11 protein-coding genes are annotated in these 14940 nt (G+C 66.2%); 5 read left to right on the plus strand and 6 right to left on the minus strand.

Features of this window, described 5'->3' with window-relative positions:
- Nucleotides 1-75 precede the first annotated feature (75 nt).
- From PSEST_RS19825 to PSEST_RS19835, 3 genes are all read right to left on the minus strand, one after another.
- Complete coding sequence (locus tag PSEST_RS19825; protein WP_015278705.1) at nucleotides 76-2001, minus strand: bifunctional sugar phosphate isomerase/epimerase/4-hydroxyphenylpyruvate dioxygenase family protein; 1926 nt, start codon at nucleotides 1999-2001, stop codon at nucleotides 76-78.
- Nucleotides 2002-2070: 69 nt separating this feature from the next.
- Nucleotides 2071-4803, minus strand: coding sequence for an AMP-binding protein (locus tag PSEST_RS19830; protein ID WP_015278706.1), 2733 nt, complete (start codon nucleotides 4801-4803; stop codon nucleotides 2071-2073).
- Nucleotides 4804-4949: 146 nt separating this feature from the next.
- Nucleotides 4950-5882: a LysR substrate-binding domain-containing protein gene (locus PSEST_RS19835; protein WP_015278707.1), complete on the minus strand. Its 933-nt coding sequence runs from the start codon at nucleotides 5880-5882 to the stop codon at nucleotides 4950-4952.
- A gap of 162 nt (nucleotides 5883-6044) precedes the next feature.
- Between PSEST_RS19835 and PSEST_RS19840 the strand changes: the two genes are divergently transcribed.
- Nucleotides 6045-7469, plus strand: coding sequence for an aspartate ammonia-lyase (locus tag PSEST_RS19840; protein WP_015278708.1), 1425 nt, complete (start codon nucleotides 6045-6047; stop codon nucleotides 7467-7469).
- 88 nt (nucleotides 7470-7557) lie between these two features.
- Nucleotides 7558-8817, plus strand: a complete 1260-nt coding sequence (locus PSEST_RS19845; RefSeq protein ID WP_015278709.1) for a dicarboxylate/amino acid:cation symporter — start codon at nucleotides 7558-7560, stop codon at nucleotides 8815-8817.
- A 9-nt stretch (nucleotides 8818-8826) separates the two neighbouring features.
- On the opposite strand, the gene PSEST_RS19850 is transcribed toward PSEST_RS19845, so the two are convergent.
- Complete coding sequence (locus PSEST_RS19850) at nucleotides 8827-9645, minus strand: helix-turn-helix domain-containing protein (protein WP_015278710.1); 819 nt, start codon at nucleotides 9643-9645, stop codon at nucleotides 8827-8829.
- Between the two features lie 169 nt (nucleotides 9646-9814).
- Between PSEST_RS19850 and PSEST_RS19855 the strand changes: the two genes are divergently transcribed.
- The 3 genes from PSEST_RS19855 to PSEST_RS19865 all read left to right on the plus strand — a co-directional run bounded on the left by PSEST_RS19855 (nucleotide 9815) and on the right by PSEST_RS19865 (nucleotide 13254).
- Nucleotides 9815-11236, plus strand: a complete 1422-nt coding sequence (locus tag PSEST_RS19855; protein ID WP_015278711.1) for an alanine/glycine:cation symporter family protein — start codon at nucleotides 9815-9817, stop codon at nucleotides 11234-11236.
- Nucleotides 11237-11336: 100 nt separating this feature from the next.
- Nucleotides 11337-12320, plus strand: coding sequence for an asparaginase (locus tag PSEST_RS19860; protein WP_015278712.1), 984 nt, complete (start codon nucleotides 11337-11339; stop codon nucleotides 12318-12320).
- 124 nt (nucleotides 12321-12444) lie between these two features.
- Nucleotides 12445-13254, plus strand: a complete 810-nt coding sequence (locus PSEST_RS19865; RefSeq protein ID WP_015278713.1) for a substrate-binding periplasmic protein — start codon at nucleotides 12445-12447, stop codon at nucleotides 13252-13254.
- Nucleotides 13255-13270: 16 nt separating this feature from the next.
- On the opposite strand, the gene PSEST_RS19870 is transcribed toward PSEST_RS19865, so the two are convergent.
- Both PSEST_RS19870 and glsB read right to left on the minus strand, forming a co-directional pair.
- A complete protein-coding gene (locus tag PSEST_RS19870) occupies nucleotides 13271-13969 on the minus strand; it encodes a carbonic anhydrase (RefSeq protein ID WP_015278714.1) in 699 nt (232 codons plus the stop codon).
- A 39-nt stretch (nucleotides 13970-14008) separates the two neighbouring features.
- On the minus strand, nucleotides 14009-14917 hold the full coding sequence (gene glsB / locus PSEST_RS19875) for a glutaminase B (protein ID WP_015278715.1): 909 nt from the start codon (nucleotides 14915-14917) through the stop codon (nucleotides 14009-14011).
- Nucleotides 14918-14940: the final 23 nt, after the last annotated feature.

Raw genomic sequence — 14940 nt, forward strand, 5'->3', positions numbered from 1 at the left:
GCGCGGCAGGGTCGCGATCATAGCACCCCAGTCGCGGCGGCAAACCATCACCTTAGCCGCATGCACCGCCGCGATTCAGGAGGCGCTGGCCAGAGCGGTCGCGGCGGGCGCAGTGCGGCGACACTGCTTGGCCATGGCGGCCAGGCGTACCGCCACGTTGGGCGTGCCGTAGCCGGCGTAGCCGTTGCAGCGCTGCAGAATCTCGAAGAAGAAGCGCCCCTCGAACGGCTCGGTATAGACGTGGAACAGCTCGCCACCCTCGGCGTCGCGGTCGTACAGCACGTTGTAGCGCGCCAGTTCGGCGAGCAGCGAGTCATCGAAGTCGAAACGCGCGGCCAGATCGTCGTAATAGTTGCGCGGAATCTGCAACAGCGGCACGCCGGCCGCCTGTGCGCGGGCCACCTCGGCAAAGATGTCGTCACAGGCGAACGCCACATGGTGCACGCCGGCGCCGCGGTAGCTGGATAGCGCCTGGGCGATCACCGTGTCGCGATCCTGCGACGTGTTCAGCGGCAGGCGGACCCGGCCGCAAGGGCTGCGCATGGCACGGCATTTCATCAGGCCATAGGGATCGGGCAGCAGCAGCTCGTCGTCGGCCTCGAAATCGAACAGGCTACGGTAGAACAGCACCCAGCTGGCCAGGCTCTCGGCCGGCAGTGCGGTGGCCATGTGATCGATCCGCTGCAGGCCGGCGCCCGCTGGGGTCACGGCGTGCAGGCGGAAATCGATATCGTAGTTGCTCTGTCCTGGCGCCCCGGATTCGAGCAGGTAGATCAGTCCGCCGTCCGGCGCGCGCACCGCCGGAATCTGCCGCTCGTTCGGCCCGATAAGCCCGCGATAGGGCTGCCCGCCGAAGGCGCAGGCACGCGCCAGCGCCGATGCTTCGTCATCGATCTTCAGCGCCATGGCGCACACCGAAGGACCGTGTGCCTCGAAGTAGTTGTGCGCGAAGGAATAGGGTTCAGCGTTGAGCACGATGTTGATTTCGCCCTGACGAAACAGCTGCACATCTTTCGAGCGGTGCTGGCCGACGTGGGCAAAGCCGAGCTGCTGCAGCCAACTGCCGAGGCGCACCGCGTGCGGTTCGTCCACCGCGAACTCGAGAAAATCGATGCCCTCGTAGCGCGGTGCCGCTGGCGCCGTGAACAGCGACGGTACGACGGCTGCGGACGGCGCCGAAGCGCTCAGTCGCTGGCCGGTCTTTTCTTCCAGGTGCCGCAGCGCACGCAAGCCATCGGCCGCGATGCCACGCGGCGGTGCGGCACGGAAGCCGTCGTTGAATACCTCCAACGACAACGGACCGCTGTAGCCGGCCTGCAGCACCGGCGCGAGGAAGCCCGCCAGATCGAACTCGCCCTGGCCGGGGAAGCAGCGGAAATGCCGGCTCCACTCCAGCACGTCCATGGCCAGCACCGGCGCATCAGCCAGCTGCACGAAGAAGATCCGCTCACCGGGAATCTCGACGATACCGCTCGGATCGTCGCCCAGGGCCAGGGTATGGAAGCTGTCGAGAATCACGCCCAGTGCCGGATGGTCGACCTGCTGCACCAGCGTCCAGACATCACGCCAGGTCTTCACGTGGCGACCCCAGGCCAGCGCCTCGTAGCCGACCCGCAGACCACGTGCGCCAGCCCGCTCGGCGATGAGGCCGAGGTCGCCGAGCAGCGTCTCGCGATCGCCCAGCGCATCGGCCTGCACGTTGCTGCACAACAGCATCAGCTCGGCGCCAAGTTCCTGCATCAGATCGAACTTGCGTTCGGCACGGTCGAGATTGCGCTGCAGCCGCTCGCGCGGGCAGCCCTCGAAGTCTCGGAATGGCTGGAACAGCGTCACGGCCAGCCCCAGCTCCTCGCAGCGCCGGCGGACGTCCAGCGGGCTGCCGGAGTGGTACAGCAGATCGTTCTCGAACAGTTCGATACCGTCGAACCCCGCGGCCGCTGCGGCCTCGAGCTTTTCCGGCAGAGTACCGCTGAGAGACACGGTGGCGATGGAGCGCTTCATGCGGTTAATCCTGTTACCGGGGGCTTCGGCCGTGCAGGCCGCCGACGGATATGCGAGGCCAGGGTCATGTCAGGGCACCAGGCCGTCACGCTTGACCGGATCGGTCAGCGGCAGCCTCAGACCGCTCTGGGCTGGCATCGGCGCTGCCGAATCCTCCAGCAGTGCGCGCAGCGGAGTGGCGATCGAGGCGGTGTAATCCTTGACGCAGCGGTGGTGACCGCCGAGGACGTCGTAGCTTTCGAAGCTCGCGCCCATGTTGCGCCAGGCCCGGCTGGTGTAATCGGCAGAGAAATAGACCACCGGCGCATCGATGCGCTGCGGCAGGTAGCGCGCCATCACCAGCGAGTACTGCAGGAAGCGCACGCGCACTTCGCGGTCCCGCGCCGTGGGGGGCGGTGCCACCTCGCCGGCCAGCCGCTGCTGCACCATGCGCGTACCGCGGTGCGTGAGCTTCCAGGCCAGGTTGGCCAGGCGCTTCGGGTAGGGCCATTTGCTGGTTTCGCCGAAGCGGCTCAGCGCCTCGTAGGCACGGGCGAGATAGCTATCCGGCAACACGCGGTCGAGGGTGCGCAGGATCGCTCGCGACCAGGGCCGCACATTGGCGGTGGGCGGGTCGATCAGCGCGACGATTTCCACGCGGTGTCCGGCTTCCACGAGCAGGCGAGCCGCTTCGAAGGCCACCAGCGCGCCGTTGCAGTAGCCGCCAATGCGATACGGCCCTTCGGGCTGACGCTCGAGGATCAGCGGCAGGCGCTCGCGGGCCATCTGTTGCACCGATTCGGGAATCGGCTCGTCGCCCATGCCGTGCGGCGCAATGGCGGTCAGCGGCTGCTGAGAGCCGAGCAGCCTGGCCAGGCGGCGGATGTAGTAACCGCCATGGGCGAAATCGCCGTGGAACCAGAACAACGCCGTCCGCCCCGGCTGCGCGTTAAAGTCGATGACGGGGATGACGTGCGCCGCGAGATTTTCCAGGCGCTCGGCCAGCTCACGTGCGGTCTCGGCCTCCACCAGTACTGACTCGGGAATCACCCGGCCGAGCATCTGCTCCAGTTCGGTCAGCATCTCGGTGGCCAGCAGCGAATCGCCGCCGCAATCGAGGAAGTTGTCCTGCGGGCCTACCGCTTCGGTTTTCAGCAGGCGGCGCCAGAGCGCCAGCACTTGCTGCTCCAGCGGCGAGGCGGCCTCGCTGGCCTCGGCCTGACGGGCTCGCTCGCTGCGCTGCTCGACATACGCATCCGCCAGGTGATGGCGCAGTACCTTGCCCGTCAGCCCGCGCGGCAAGGCGTCGACGACCTGTACGCGCCGCGGCACCTTGAAATACACCAGCTCACCACGCAGGAAGTTCTGCAATTCACTGGGCGAGACGCTCATCTGCGGATGCAGCACGACCGCCGCGGCTACGTCCTGGCCGAGACGCGGATGCGGCACGGCGAACGCGGCGGCATCCGCCACCGCCGGATGGCGCAGCAAGGCGGCGTCGACTTCCGGCAGGCTGACCTTTTCACCACCGCGGTTGATGACTTCGCGCAGGCGCCCGTGCAGGTAGAGGAAGCCGTGCTCGTCGAGGCTGCCGATGTCGCCGGTGTGGAACCAACCCTCTCGCAGCACCTCATTCAGCGCGGGATCGCCGAGATAGCCGGGCATGACCGTTGCGCCGCGGACGCGGATTTCACCGCGCTGGCCGGTCGGCACCGGCAGGCCATCCTCATCGACGATGCTCAGCGTTTCCGGCCAGGGTCGGCCTACGCTGCCATTCTTGCGCTCCCCGGGGGTATTGACGGCGATCTGCGCTGCCTCGCTGGAACCGTAATGCTCCAGCAGCGGGAAGCCCATGGCCTGCTCGAAGGCGTCGATGATGTCCTGTCCCAGCGGCGCGCCGCCGGAAGAGGCGAAGCGCGGTCGGTGCGCGCCAAGGCCTTCGGGATGGGTAGTGGCGGCCTCGAGGACTGCGCGATGCAGCGCCGGGCCGGCGGAATACCAGCTCGGGCGCAGGGCTTCGAACCACTCGTGCAGGTCCACCACCGCAGGGCTGAGCGGAAAGGCGACACTGCCGCCTGCGAGCAAGGGTGTCAGGATGGTGACCTTCAGCCCGTGGGAATAATAGGGCGCCGACACGCACAGGCAGCGGTCGCCGGCATCCAGGCCGAACCAGCGCTGCCACTTGCGCGCAGCGGTCAGCATGTTGCGATGGGTGAAGGGAATCAGCTTGGGCAGGGCGGTGGTGCCGGAGCTGCGCAGGATGAATGCCGGAGCGTCAGGCAGCGGCAGCTCGTCGGCGGCCGGCTGCGCGGCGACCGGCATGTCGAGCAGCAACGCCGGCGTGCCGTCTTCGGCCGCTTCGGCGCTGATCAGCGTCAGCCCATGGCGCTCGGCTGCGGCTCGGCCCTGCTGATCGCCATCGCTGCCGATCAGCAGGGCATCGAGCGGCAACTGCTTGAGAAACTGGTCCAGCTCGGCCGGGCCGAGGCGCGGATCGAGCGGTACGGCAACCGCCGAACAGGCGATGGCAATGATCGCGACCGCCGCCTGCGGGGCTTCCGGCAGCAATACACCGATCCGCGCATCGCGGCCGAAGCCGGCCAGGCGCAACTGGCGACGGGTCTGCTCGATCATCTGCTGCAGGCCGCGATGGTCCAGCGGCGCGAAGCGGGTCGAAAGCACCGCCAGTCGATCGGGCGCGCCTTGCGCAATTCGGGTCAGCGCGGCATGCAGCGTGACGGGCGCGATGCTGCCGGTCGCCGGGTCGGGTATAGCAAAGACCGCGTCCGTAGCGGGCACGGTGGCGTCGGAGTCGTGGTTCACGGCTGTCTGTCCTAGGCTGGGTCCGGCCTGGCCACGGCTCGGATTGCTCAGCTAAGACAGTGCCGCCAGAAAAAGTTGCCCTGCACGACGCAACAAAATGTGTGCAATTAGCCGCTTGATACGCTCATTTGGCTGCGCAGAACGCTTTAACCCGCCGCTTCGCCCGCCTGTCGCTGGGCTTCCGCGGCACGGTTTTCCAACCTTCGCCAGAGCAATCGCACCGCGCCCTTGCGCATCAGCGAGCAGCGATACAGGCGGATCTCCAGTGGCACGCGCCATTGCTCGCTACCGCAGACCGCCAGCTCGCCGCGCTGCAGTTCGGGTTCGACACTGAGCCGCGGCACCCAGGCAATGCCCAGCCCCTGCAGCGCCATGCTTTTCAGGCTGTCGGCCATGGCCGTCTCGTAAACGGTGGTCGAACGCAGCGCGCGCTGGCGCAGCAGCAGGTTCACCGAACGACCGAGAAAGGCGCCGGCGCTGTAGGCCAGCAGCGGCACCGTCTGCCCGCTGTCGACGTCGTACAGCGGGACGCCGTCGGCACCCGCCGCGCAAACCGGCAGCATCTCGGTGCGGCCCAGGTGCAGCGAGGGAAACAGCTCCGGGTCGAGCTGCAGCGCGGCGTCCGGGTCGTAGTAGGCGAGGATCAGGTCGCAGCCACCTTCGCGCAGCACATGCACGGCTTCGCCGACGTTGGTGGCGATCAGCCGGGTGGCGAGGTTCAGTCCTTCGTGGCGCAGCCCGGCGATCCAGGCGGGGAAGAAGCCCAGCGCCAGTGAGTGCGCGGCGGAAATCTGCAGCACCTCGCCCTGCTGGCCCTCGACGTGGTGCAGATGGCGCACCACTTCGCCGAGCTGTTCGACCATGTTGCGCGCACTGACAAGAAACAGCTGACCGGCCTCGGTCAGCTCGATCGGCGTGCGCGAACGATTGATCAACTGCAGACCGAGAGCCTCTTCCAGCGAACGGATCCGCCGGCTGAAGGCAGGCTGGGTGACGAAGCGGCGTTGCGCGGCCTGGGAGAAGCTGCGGGTCGCTGCCAGGGCGATGAAGTCCTCCAGCCACTTGGTTTCCAGATTCAACTGAACATCCCTCGATACGATTGCGGCCAGTACAAAGTCACAGCCACATTATGCCGTTTCGGCATAGGGCAGCCAGCAACGGCATTGGCCGCAAAACCTCTGAAAGCCTTACTTTAGGCGCACTGCAGCACTGCCTGCGCCTACCGAAGCCACATTACCATCATGTCCGAAGTTGCATCATCGCGAGTCGAAAAAGACCTGCTTGGCACCCTCCCCGTTCCTTCCGACGCCTATTACGGCATCCAGACCCTGCGCGCACTGCACAACTTCCGCCTCTCCGGCGTGCCGCTGTCGCATTACCCCAAACTGATCGTCGCTCTGGCGATGGTCAAGCAGGCGGCGGCAGACGCCAACCGCGAGCTGGGCTACCTGCCCGAGACCAAGCACGTGGCGATCAGCCAGGGCTGTGCGCGGCTGATCCGCGGCGAATTCCACGAGCAGTTCGTAGTGGACATGATCCAGGGCGGCGCCGGCACTTCGACCAACATGAATGCCAACGAGGTGATCGCCAACCTCGGCCTGGAAGCCATGGGCCACGCCAAAGGCGAGTACCAGTACTTGCACCCGAACAACGACGTGAACATGGCGCAGTCGACCAACGACGCCTACCCCACCGCGATCCGCCTCGGCCTGCTGCTCGGCCACGACACCCTTCTGGCCAGCCTGGAAAGCCTCTGCCAGTCGCTGACCGGCAAGGGCCATGCCTTCGCCCACGTGCTGAAGATGGGCCGTACCCAGCTGCAGGACGCCGTGCCGATGACCCTCGGCCAGGAATTCCACGCCTTCGCCACCACCCTCGGCGAGGACCTGCAGCATCTGCGCGGTTTCGCCCCGCAACTGCTGCTGGAAGTGAACCTCGGCGGCACCGCGATCGGCACCGGCATCAATGCCGACCCGCGCTACCAAGCCATCGCCGTGCAGCGCCTGGCCCAGATCAGCGGCCAGCCGCTGCGCCAGGCCGCGGACCTGATCGAAGCCACGTCGGACATGGGCTCGTTCGTGCTGTTCTCCGGCATGCTCAAGCGCCTGGCGGTGAAGCTGTCGAAGATCTGCAACGACCTGCGCCTGCTCTCCAGCGGCCCGCGCACCGGCTTTAACGAGATCAACCTGCCACCGCGCCAGCCGGGCAGCTCGATCATGCCGGGCAAGGTCAATCCGGTGATTCCGGAAGCGGTCAACCAGGTCGCCTTCGAAGTGATCGGCAACGACCTGGCGCTGACCATGGCGGCCGAAGGCGGGCAGCTGCAGCTCAACGTCATGGAGCCGCTGATTGCCTACAAGCTGTTCGATTCGATCCGTCTACTGCAGCGCGCCATGGACATGCTGCGCGAGCATTGCATCGAAGGCATCACCGCCAACGAAGACCGTTGCCGCGAGCTGATGGAAAGCTCCATCGGCCTGATCACCGCGCTGAACCCCTACATCGGCTACGACAACAGCACCCGCCTGGCCCGCGAGGCGCTGCTCGGCGGCCGCAGCGTGCTGGAGCTGGTGCGCGAAGAGCGGTTGCTGGACGACGCCATGCTGGCCGAGATCCTGCGCCCGGAAAACATGATCGCGCCACGCCTGGCACCGCTGGCGGTCTGATCATCCCTGCGCCCGGCACATAGCCGGGCGCTTGCTTTACGGGCCGCCAGTCCGGCCCGTTCGCACAATAAAAACAACAGGAAAACCCATGACTCAGAGTACGACCCTCTCCGCTCCCCTGCGCCTGCTCGTCCGCCTGCCGCTCTGGCAGCAGATCCTCATTGGCCTCGCCCTCGGCGTCGCCGCCGGCATGGCCTTCGGCGCAGACGCGCAGCTGCTGGCACCCATCGGCACGCTGTTTCTCAATGCGATCAAGATGCTCATCGTGCCGCTGGTGTTCGTCTCGCTGGTGGCCGGCATCACCTCGATGCAGGACAGCGCCAAGCTTGGCCGTATCAGCCTGAAAACCATCGCCATCTATCTGGTGACCACCGCCTTCGCGGTCAGCATCGGCCTGCTGTTCGGCGCGCTGTTCAGCCCCGGCGAAGGGATGAACATGGTCGCCAGTGGCAACGAACAGGCCAAGCAGGCGCCCTCGCTGGTGTCGATCCTGGTCGGCCTGGTGCCGGCCAATCCGGTCACCGCCTTTGCCGAAGGCAACATCCTGCAGATCATCGTTTTCGCTATCGCGCTGGGCGTGAGCATCAACCTGATCGGCGAGCGCGGCGCGCCGGCGGTGCGCCTGTTCGATGCGCTGGCCGAAACCTTCTACAAGCTCACCGACCTGGTGATGCGCGTCGCGCCCATCGGCGTCTTCGCGCTGACCGCCGGCGTGGTCGGCAGCCATGGTGCAGAAGTGCTGCTGCCGCTGGCGGGTGTGATCGGCGTGATCTACCTGGCCAGCATCGCCCATGTACTGCTGGTCTACGGCGGCCTGCTCGGCCTGCTGGCGCGGCTCAACCCGCTGCGTTTCTTCCAGGGCATCGCCCCGGCGCTGGCGGTCGCGTTCAGCACTTCCAGCAGCTCCGGCACGCTGCCGGTGTCCATCGAATGCGCACGCAAGAACCTCGGCGTATCGGAAGGTGTGGCCGGCTTCGTGCTGCCGGTGGGCGCGACCATCAACATGGACGGCACCGCGATCTATCAGGGCGTGCTCGCGCTGTTCATCGCCCAGGCCTTCGGCATCGACCTCAGTGCCGGGCAGTACGCGATGATCATCCTCACCGCGACGCTGGCGTCGATCGGCACCGCCGGCATCCCCGGCGCCGGGCTGATCATGCTCGGGCTGGTGCTCACCGCCGCCGGCCTGCCGCTCGAAGGCGTGGCGCTGATCGCCGGTATCGACCGCATCCTCGACATGGCCCGCACCACGGTGAACGTCGCCGGCGACCTGATGACCACCACGCTGGTCGGTCGCAGCGAACAGGAACTCGACCGAGCGATCTACGACAGCAGCAACAAGGAGTGAAGGCGCGTGTCACTCGATGCCGAACAGGCCGTTCTCCAGATGCGGCGTCGCCAGCCGCTCACGGATTTCCGGGTCAATGCGCGGGTCGTCCGGGCTGTAGAGCATCACCTGGCGATAGGCACTGACCCGGTTGATCTCGCGGCCCAGGTATTCCCACACCACCGAGGTGCACGCCGGCGTTCGCCGGTCGCCCGAGGAAACGCCGGTCTTAAGGCCGTTGAGGCGGGTGATGCGGCTCTTGAAGCTGGGAATGAGGATGGTCTGGCTCATCTCGTTGAGCGTCAGCGACTCGTAGTCGATCAGAAACAGCCGGTCCTGCAGGCCGAACGCGGCGCCGAGGTAGCGACAACGCACCCAGTCCTCGGCCTGGCCAAGGGTGGGGCTGGCACGCTCCTGGCGCTCCTGACGCTCGAACAGGTACAGGCCATTTTCTTCACGCAGGTGCACCAGCGAGATGAGGATGCTGCCCGGTACCGACATGCAGTTGGCGTATTCGAAGTAGTAGCCGCAATAGCGCGCCAAGCTGGTCGCGTGCTCGCGAAGCGGCTGCAGCAACGCCAGCAGTGGATCGGTACGCGGCACCGCCTGCGCCTCTGGATGGCGCGCGCCGACCAGCCGGGCGAACTGTTCCGGCGGCATTTCCAGCTCGTAGCCCTCGACTCCGAAGAAGTCGCCGATGCGCTTGAGATTGAACGGTGTCGGCCGGCTTTGCCCACCCAGGTACTTGTTGAACTGCGCTCGATTGATGGCCAGCTTGCGGCACACCTCGGCAATCGAACGGTAATGACTGCAGAGCAACTTGAGATTTTCGGCGAGATGGGAGGTCACGGTTGCCCCTGGAGATTGGCGCGAGTGCAGCCATTCTAGCATCAGGTCGCGTCACATCGCGGCCAACCGCGAAATTGCCCTACACGCCACACTGTTGAAACATCCCCCGCTTGCACGGCGCAGCGGCGTGCGCCGGCACTCAAACAACGACAACAAGGTGAACATTGCCATGCTCGACCTTCTGAATGACCTCATTTGGAGCAAGCTGCTGATCGTCATGCTGATTGGCCTCGGTCTGCTCTTCACGATTCGCTCTGGCTTCGTCCAGTTCCGCTATTTCGGCAACATGTTCACGATCTTCGGCCACGCCTTCGAGCGTCAGCCGGGACAGCTCTCCTCCTTCCAGGCCCTGATGCTCTCGGTGGCCGGCCGGGTCGGTGCGGGCAACATCGCCGGCGTCTCCGTGGCGATCATGCTCGGCGGCCCGGGCGCGATCTTCTGGATGTGGGTGGTGGCGCTGGTGGGCATGGCGACCAGCTACTTCGAGTGTTCGCTGGCGCAGCTGTACAAGCGTCGCGAGCCGGACGGCACCTACCGCGGCGGCCCGGCGTTCTACATCCAGCATGGCCTCGGTCAGCGCTGGTTGGGCATCGTGGTGTCGATCCTGCTGCTGATGACCTTCGGCTTCGGCTTCAACGCCGTGCAGTCGTTCACCGTCGCCAGCTCGCTGCATGACACCTTCGGCGTACCGACCGTGGCCAGCGGCATCGCGCTGACGCTGGTGATCGCCGGCATCATCTTCGGCGGCATCCGCCGTATCGCCAAGTGGGCGGACGTGCTGGTACCCGTCATGGCGTTCTCCTACCTGGCCATGGCGCTGTTCGTCATCGGCAGCAATTTCAGCGCGATTCCGGAAACCTTCGGCCTGATCTTCCGTAGCGCCTTCGGTCTGGAGCAGGCGTTCGCCGGCGGCATTGGCGCGGCGATCCTGATGGGCGTCAAGCGTGGCCTGTTCTCCAACGAGGCGGGCCTGGGCAGCGCGCCAAACGTCGCCGCGGTCGCCGAGGTCAAGCACCCGGTGGCGCAGGGCATCGTGCAGTCGCTCTCGGTGTTCATCGACACCATCATCCTGTGCAGCTGCACCGCGCTGATCATCCTGCTCTCCGGTGTCTACGAGCCGGGCATGGACCAGGCCGGCGTGGTGCTGACCCAGACCGCCGTGGCCGCCGTAGTCGGCGAATGGGGCCGGGTGTTCGTCAGCGTCGCGCTGCTGCTGTTCGTGTTCACTACGCTGATCTACAACTACTACCTCGGCGAGAACGCGCTGGGCTTCTTCACCGAGAAGCGCATGCCGGTGGTGATCTATCGCATCCTGGTGGTCATCCTCGTGCTCTGGGGTTCGGTGCAGGACCTGGGCACGGTGTTCGCCTTCGCCGACGTGACCATGGGCCTGCTGGCGATCGCCAACCTGATCGCAGTGGCCCTGCTGTTCAAGGTCGGCCTGCGTCTGATGCGCGACTACGACCGGCAGATCCGCGCCGGTATCGAACAGCCCGTGCTCGATCCGAAGGACTTCGCCGACCTGGATCTCGACCCGGCCGTGTGGAAGGCGAACATGCCTGCCGCGCCCGACGCCACCGAGCGCCGCTAAACGCTCCGCCGCGACCGGCCAGCCCCGTGCGCAACTGCGTACGGGCTGGCCCATCCGCCTGATTTCCTGATGGCCTGCGCCGAACGAGCGAGGTACGCGTGTGAACCAACCAATCGAACGCCTGCTGGTGCTCTACACCGGGGGCACCATCGGCATGCAACAGAGCGCCGCCGGCTTGATGCCGGCCTCCGGTTTCGAAGCCCGCCTGCGGGCGCAGCAAGCGCTGGAAACCGGGCCGCTGCCGAGCTGGACCTTCCGCGAACTGCAGCCACTGCTGGACAGCGCCAACATGCAACCGAGTCACTGGCTGCAGATGGCGACCGCCGTCCGCGAAGCCGTGGCGCAGAGCGACTGCGATGCGGTGCTGTTGCTGCACGGCACCGATACCCTGGCCTACAGCGCCGCTGCGTTGTCCTTCCTGCTGCTCGATCTTGAGATACCCGTTCTGCTTACCGGCGCCATGCTGCCGGCGGGAAGCCCGGGCAGCGATGCCTGGCCCAACCTGTTCGGTGCCATGCGCGCATTGCAGGCGGGTCGCGTTGAGGGCGTGCGGCTGTTCTTCAACGGCGTCCTGCTGCACGGCGCGCGAGTCAGCAAACTGCGCAGCGATGCGTTCGATGCCTTTGCCGAAGCACCGCGCAAACGCTCGGCTACAGTGGTCGGCGAACGCCCGCCCATGCTGCTGCCGCAGCAGCCGGCCCAGGTCGTGGTATTGCCACTGTATCCCGGCGTCGGCGCCGCGCAGGTCCAGGCGCTGGTCGCCAGTGGAGCTCAGGCGCTGCTGCTGGAATGCTATGGCAGCGGTACCGGTCCGGCCGGCGACGCCCCGTTCATCGAAGCGCTGCGCCAGGCGCATCGACAGGGCGTGGTGCTGGCGGCGATCAGCCAGTGCCCGGGCGGCCATGTCGACTTTGGGGTATATGCCACCGGCAGCGGCCTGCGCGATGCCGGCCTGGTCTCCGGCGGTGGCATGACCCGCGAAGCGGCACTGGGCAAGCTGTTTGCGCTGCTCACGGCGGGGCTGAACCAGGCCCAGGTGGAACACTGGTTCTGCCGCGACCTCTGCGGCGAAATGGCCAACTGAAACCCTCCGCCGCGGCAGAATGCGCGCTGTCCCGCAGCGCGGGTTCTGCCAACTGGCGGCAGGCGCCTGGCACCGCTACCCTTGCATACGCCAACAATAAAAAAAGCGTCAAGGAGCCGATGCCATGGCCAGATCCCGAACTGCCGGGGCGCTGTTCGCCCTGCTCATCAGCGCTGTATGCACCGCCCAGGCTGACCTGCCTGCCAACTACCAGATCACCCTACAAACCGACAGCTTCCCGCCCTTCAACATGGGTCCCAACAGCAAGGGTTTCGCCCGCGGCGACGATGTGCAAGGCATCGATGCCGATACGGTGCGCGATATCTTTCGCCGCGCCGGCATCGCCTACAACCTGACCCTGCGCGGCCCGTGGAACCGGCTCTACGAGCAGACCCAGCAGCAGCCGGCCCACGGCCTGTTTTCGGTGGCGCGCACGCCGCAGAACGCCGGCCAGTTCAAGTGGGTCGGGCCCTTGGCCCACCACGCCAGCGTGCTGCTGGCACCGGCCGACAGTGGCTTGAAGTTCGACAGCCTGGCACAGGCGCAGGGCTACCAGATCGGCGGCCACGCCAACGGCAGTGTCAGCCTGTTCCTGAAAAGCCAGGGCATCCGCACCAGCAACAGCCTCAACGACGCCGAAAACCTGCGCAAACTGCTGACCGGGCGCATCGACCTGTGGGCGGTGGCCGATCCGGTGTGGCGCCATTACGCGCGGTTGCAGGGCGTCGATGAAAGCCAGCTGCGCATAGCGCTGAGCTATCGCAGCGAGCCGCTGTATCTGGCGCTGAGCCCTGATACACCGGACGAGGTCGTCAGTCGCCTGCAGCAGGCGCTCGACGAAGTGATCGCCGAAGGCTACGCCGGCTGCAGCAAGACACCGGATCTGTGTTACCTGATCCAGAACCGCAGCAAAACCCTCGCCGGCAGCCGCTGAGGCCTGCGGCTGCGCCTCAGCTCTGCTGGTAGCGCGGCCGCGGCGTGGCCATTGGCAACGGACCGTCACCGATCACGCGCCATTCGCCGCGCTCGGCATCGTAGGCACGGATGGCGCTGGTTTCGATGTCGTACAGCCAGCCGTGGATGAACAGCTGACCACTGGCCAGCCGCGCCGCTACTGACGGATGGGTGCGCAGATGATCGAGCTGGGCCACCACGTTCTCCGCGGTGAGGATGCCGAGAGTGTTGTGGTCGGCGCAGCCACAGTTCTGCTCGACGACGATCTTCGCCACCTCGGCATGGCGCAGCCAGGCCTTCACGGTCGGCATGCGCTTCAGCTCGGCGGGGTTGAGCACGGCCTTCATCGCGCCGCAATCGGAATGGCCACAGACAATGATGTGCTGCACGCCGAGGGCCATCACGGCGAACTCGATGGCCGTCGAAACACCGCCGTTCATCTGCCCGTAGGGCGGCACCACATTGCCGACATTGCGCGTGACGAACAGGTCGCCAGGCGAACTCTGGGTGATCAGCTCGGGGATGATCCGTGAATCGGCACAGGTAATGAACATGGCCCTGGGCGTCTGTTCGTGGGCGAGCTTCTTGAACAGCTCGCGCTGCTCGGGGTAGACCTCTTCACGAAACCGTCGGACTCCGGAAACGATCTGCTCCAGGGCCTCCTGAGCGGTTTCGCTCCTCCTGTCGTCACTCATTGCTCGGTTCTCTCCATAGGGTTAACGGGTTGCGGCGCATCAGAACACCGACCAGCCGATGCGCTGCGAAAGCGCCTCGAGCGCGGCCATGCCGATCAGCGAATTGCCGGCAGCGTTCAGCTCCGGCGACCACACACAAACGGTGAAGCGCCCCGGCACCACCGCAACGATGCCGCCACCAACGCCGCTCTTGCCGGGCAGGCCGACGCGGTAGGCAAAGTTGCCGGCCTCGTCGTACAGACCGCTGGTGGCCATGATGGCGTTGACCTGCTTGGCCTGACGCGGCGCCAGGATCACCTCACCGCTCTGCGGGCAGCTGCCCTCGCGGGCGAGGAAGGCGAAGGCCCGGGCCAGGTCGATGCAGTTCATGCGCAGCGCACAATGATGAAAGTAGCTGCGCAGCACCGCCTCCACGTCGTTGTGGAAATTGCCGAAGGCCTGCATCAGGTAAGCCATGGCGGCGTTGCGTGCACGGTGCTGGTATTCGGACTCGGCAACGCGTGTGTCCGAGACGATCTGCCGGTTGCCGGACAGATGCCGGACGAAATCGCGCATCGACAGTTCAGGGGTGGCGAAGCGCGACTGATTGACGTCGCAGATCACCAGCGCACCGGCGTTGATGAACGGATTGCGCGGCCGGCCGCGTTCGAACTCAAGCTGCACCAGCGAATTGAACGGCTGGCCGGACGGCTCGTGGCCGAGGCGTTCCCACAGTGATTCACCGCGGTGTCCGATGGCCTGCACCAGGCTGAAGACCTTGGAGATGCTCTGGATCGAAAACGGCGTTTGCGCGTCGCCGGCCTCGAACACTTCGCCATCGGCACTGCACACGGCGATACCGAGCTGCTCGGCCGGGACGTCCGCCAGCGCCGGGATGTAACTGGCCACGCGCCCCTGCCCGAGCAGCGGGCGCACCTCGTCGAGAATCTCCTGCAGCAGGGCTTGCATCGGCAGCTCCATCGGTCCTGGGT

Origin of the sequence: Stutzerimonas stutzeri RCH2 (genome assembly GCF_000327065.1) — a bacterium.
GTDB lineage: Bacteria > Pseudomonadota > Gammaproteobacteria > Pseudomonadales > Pseudomonadaceae > Stutzerimonas > Stutzerimonas stutzeri_AE.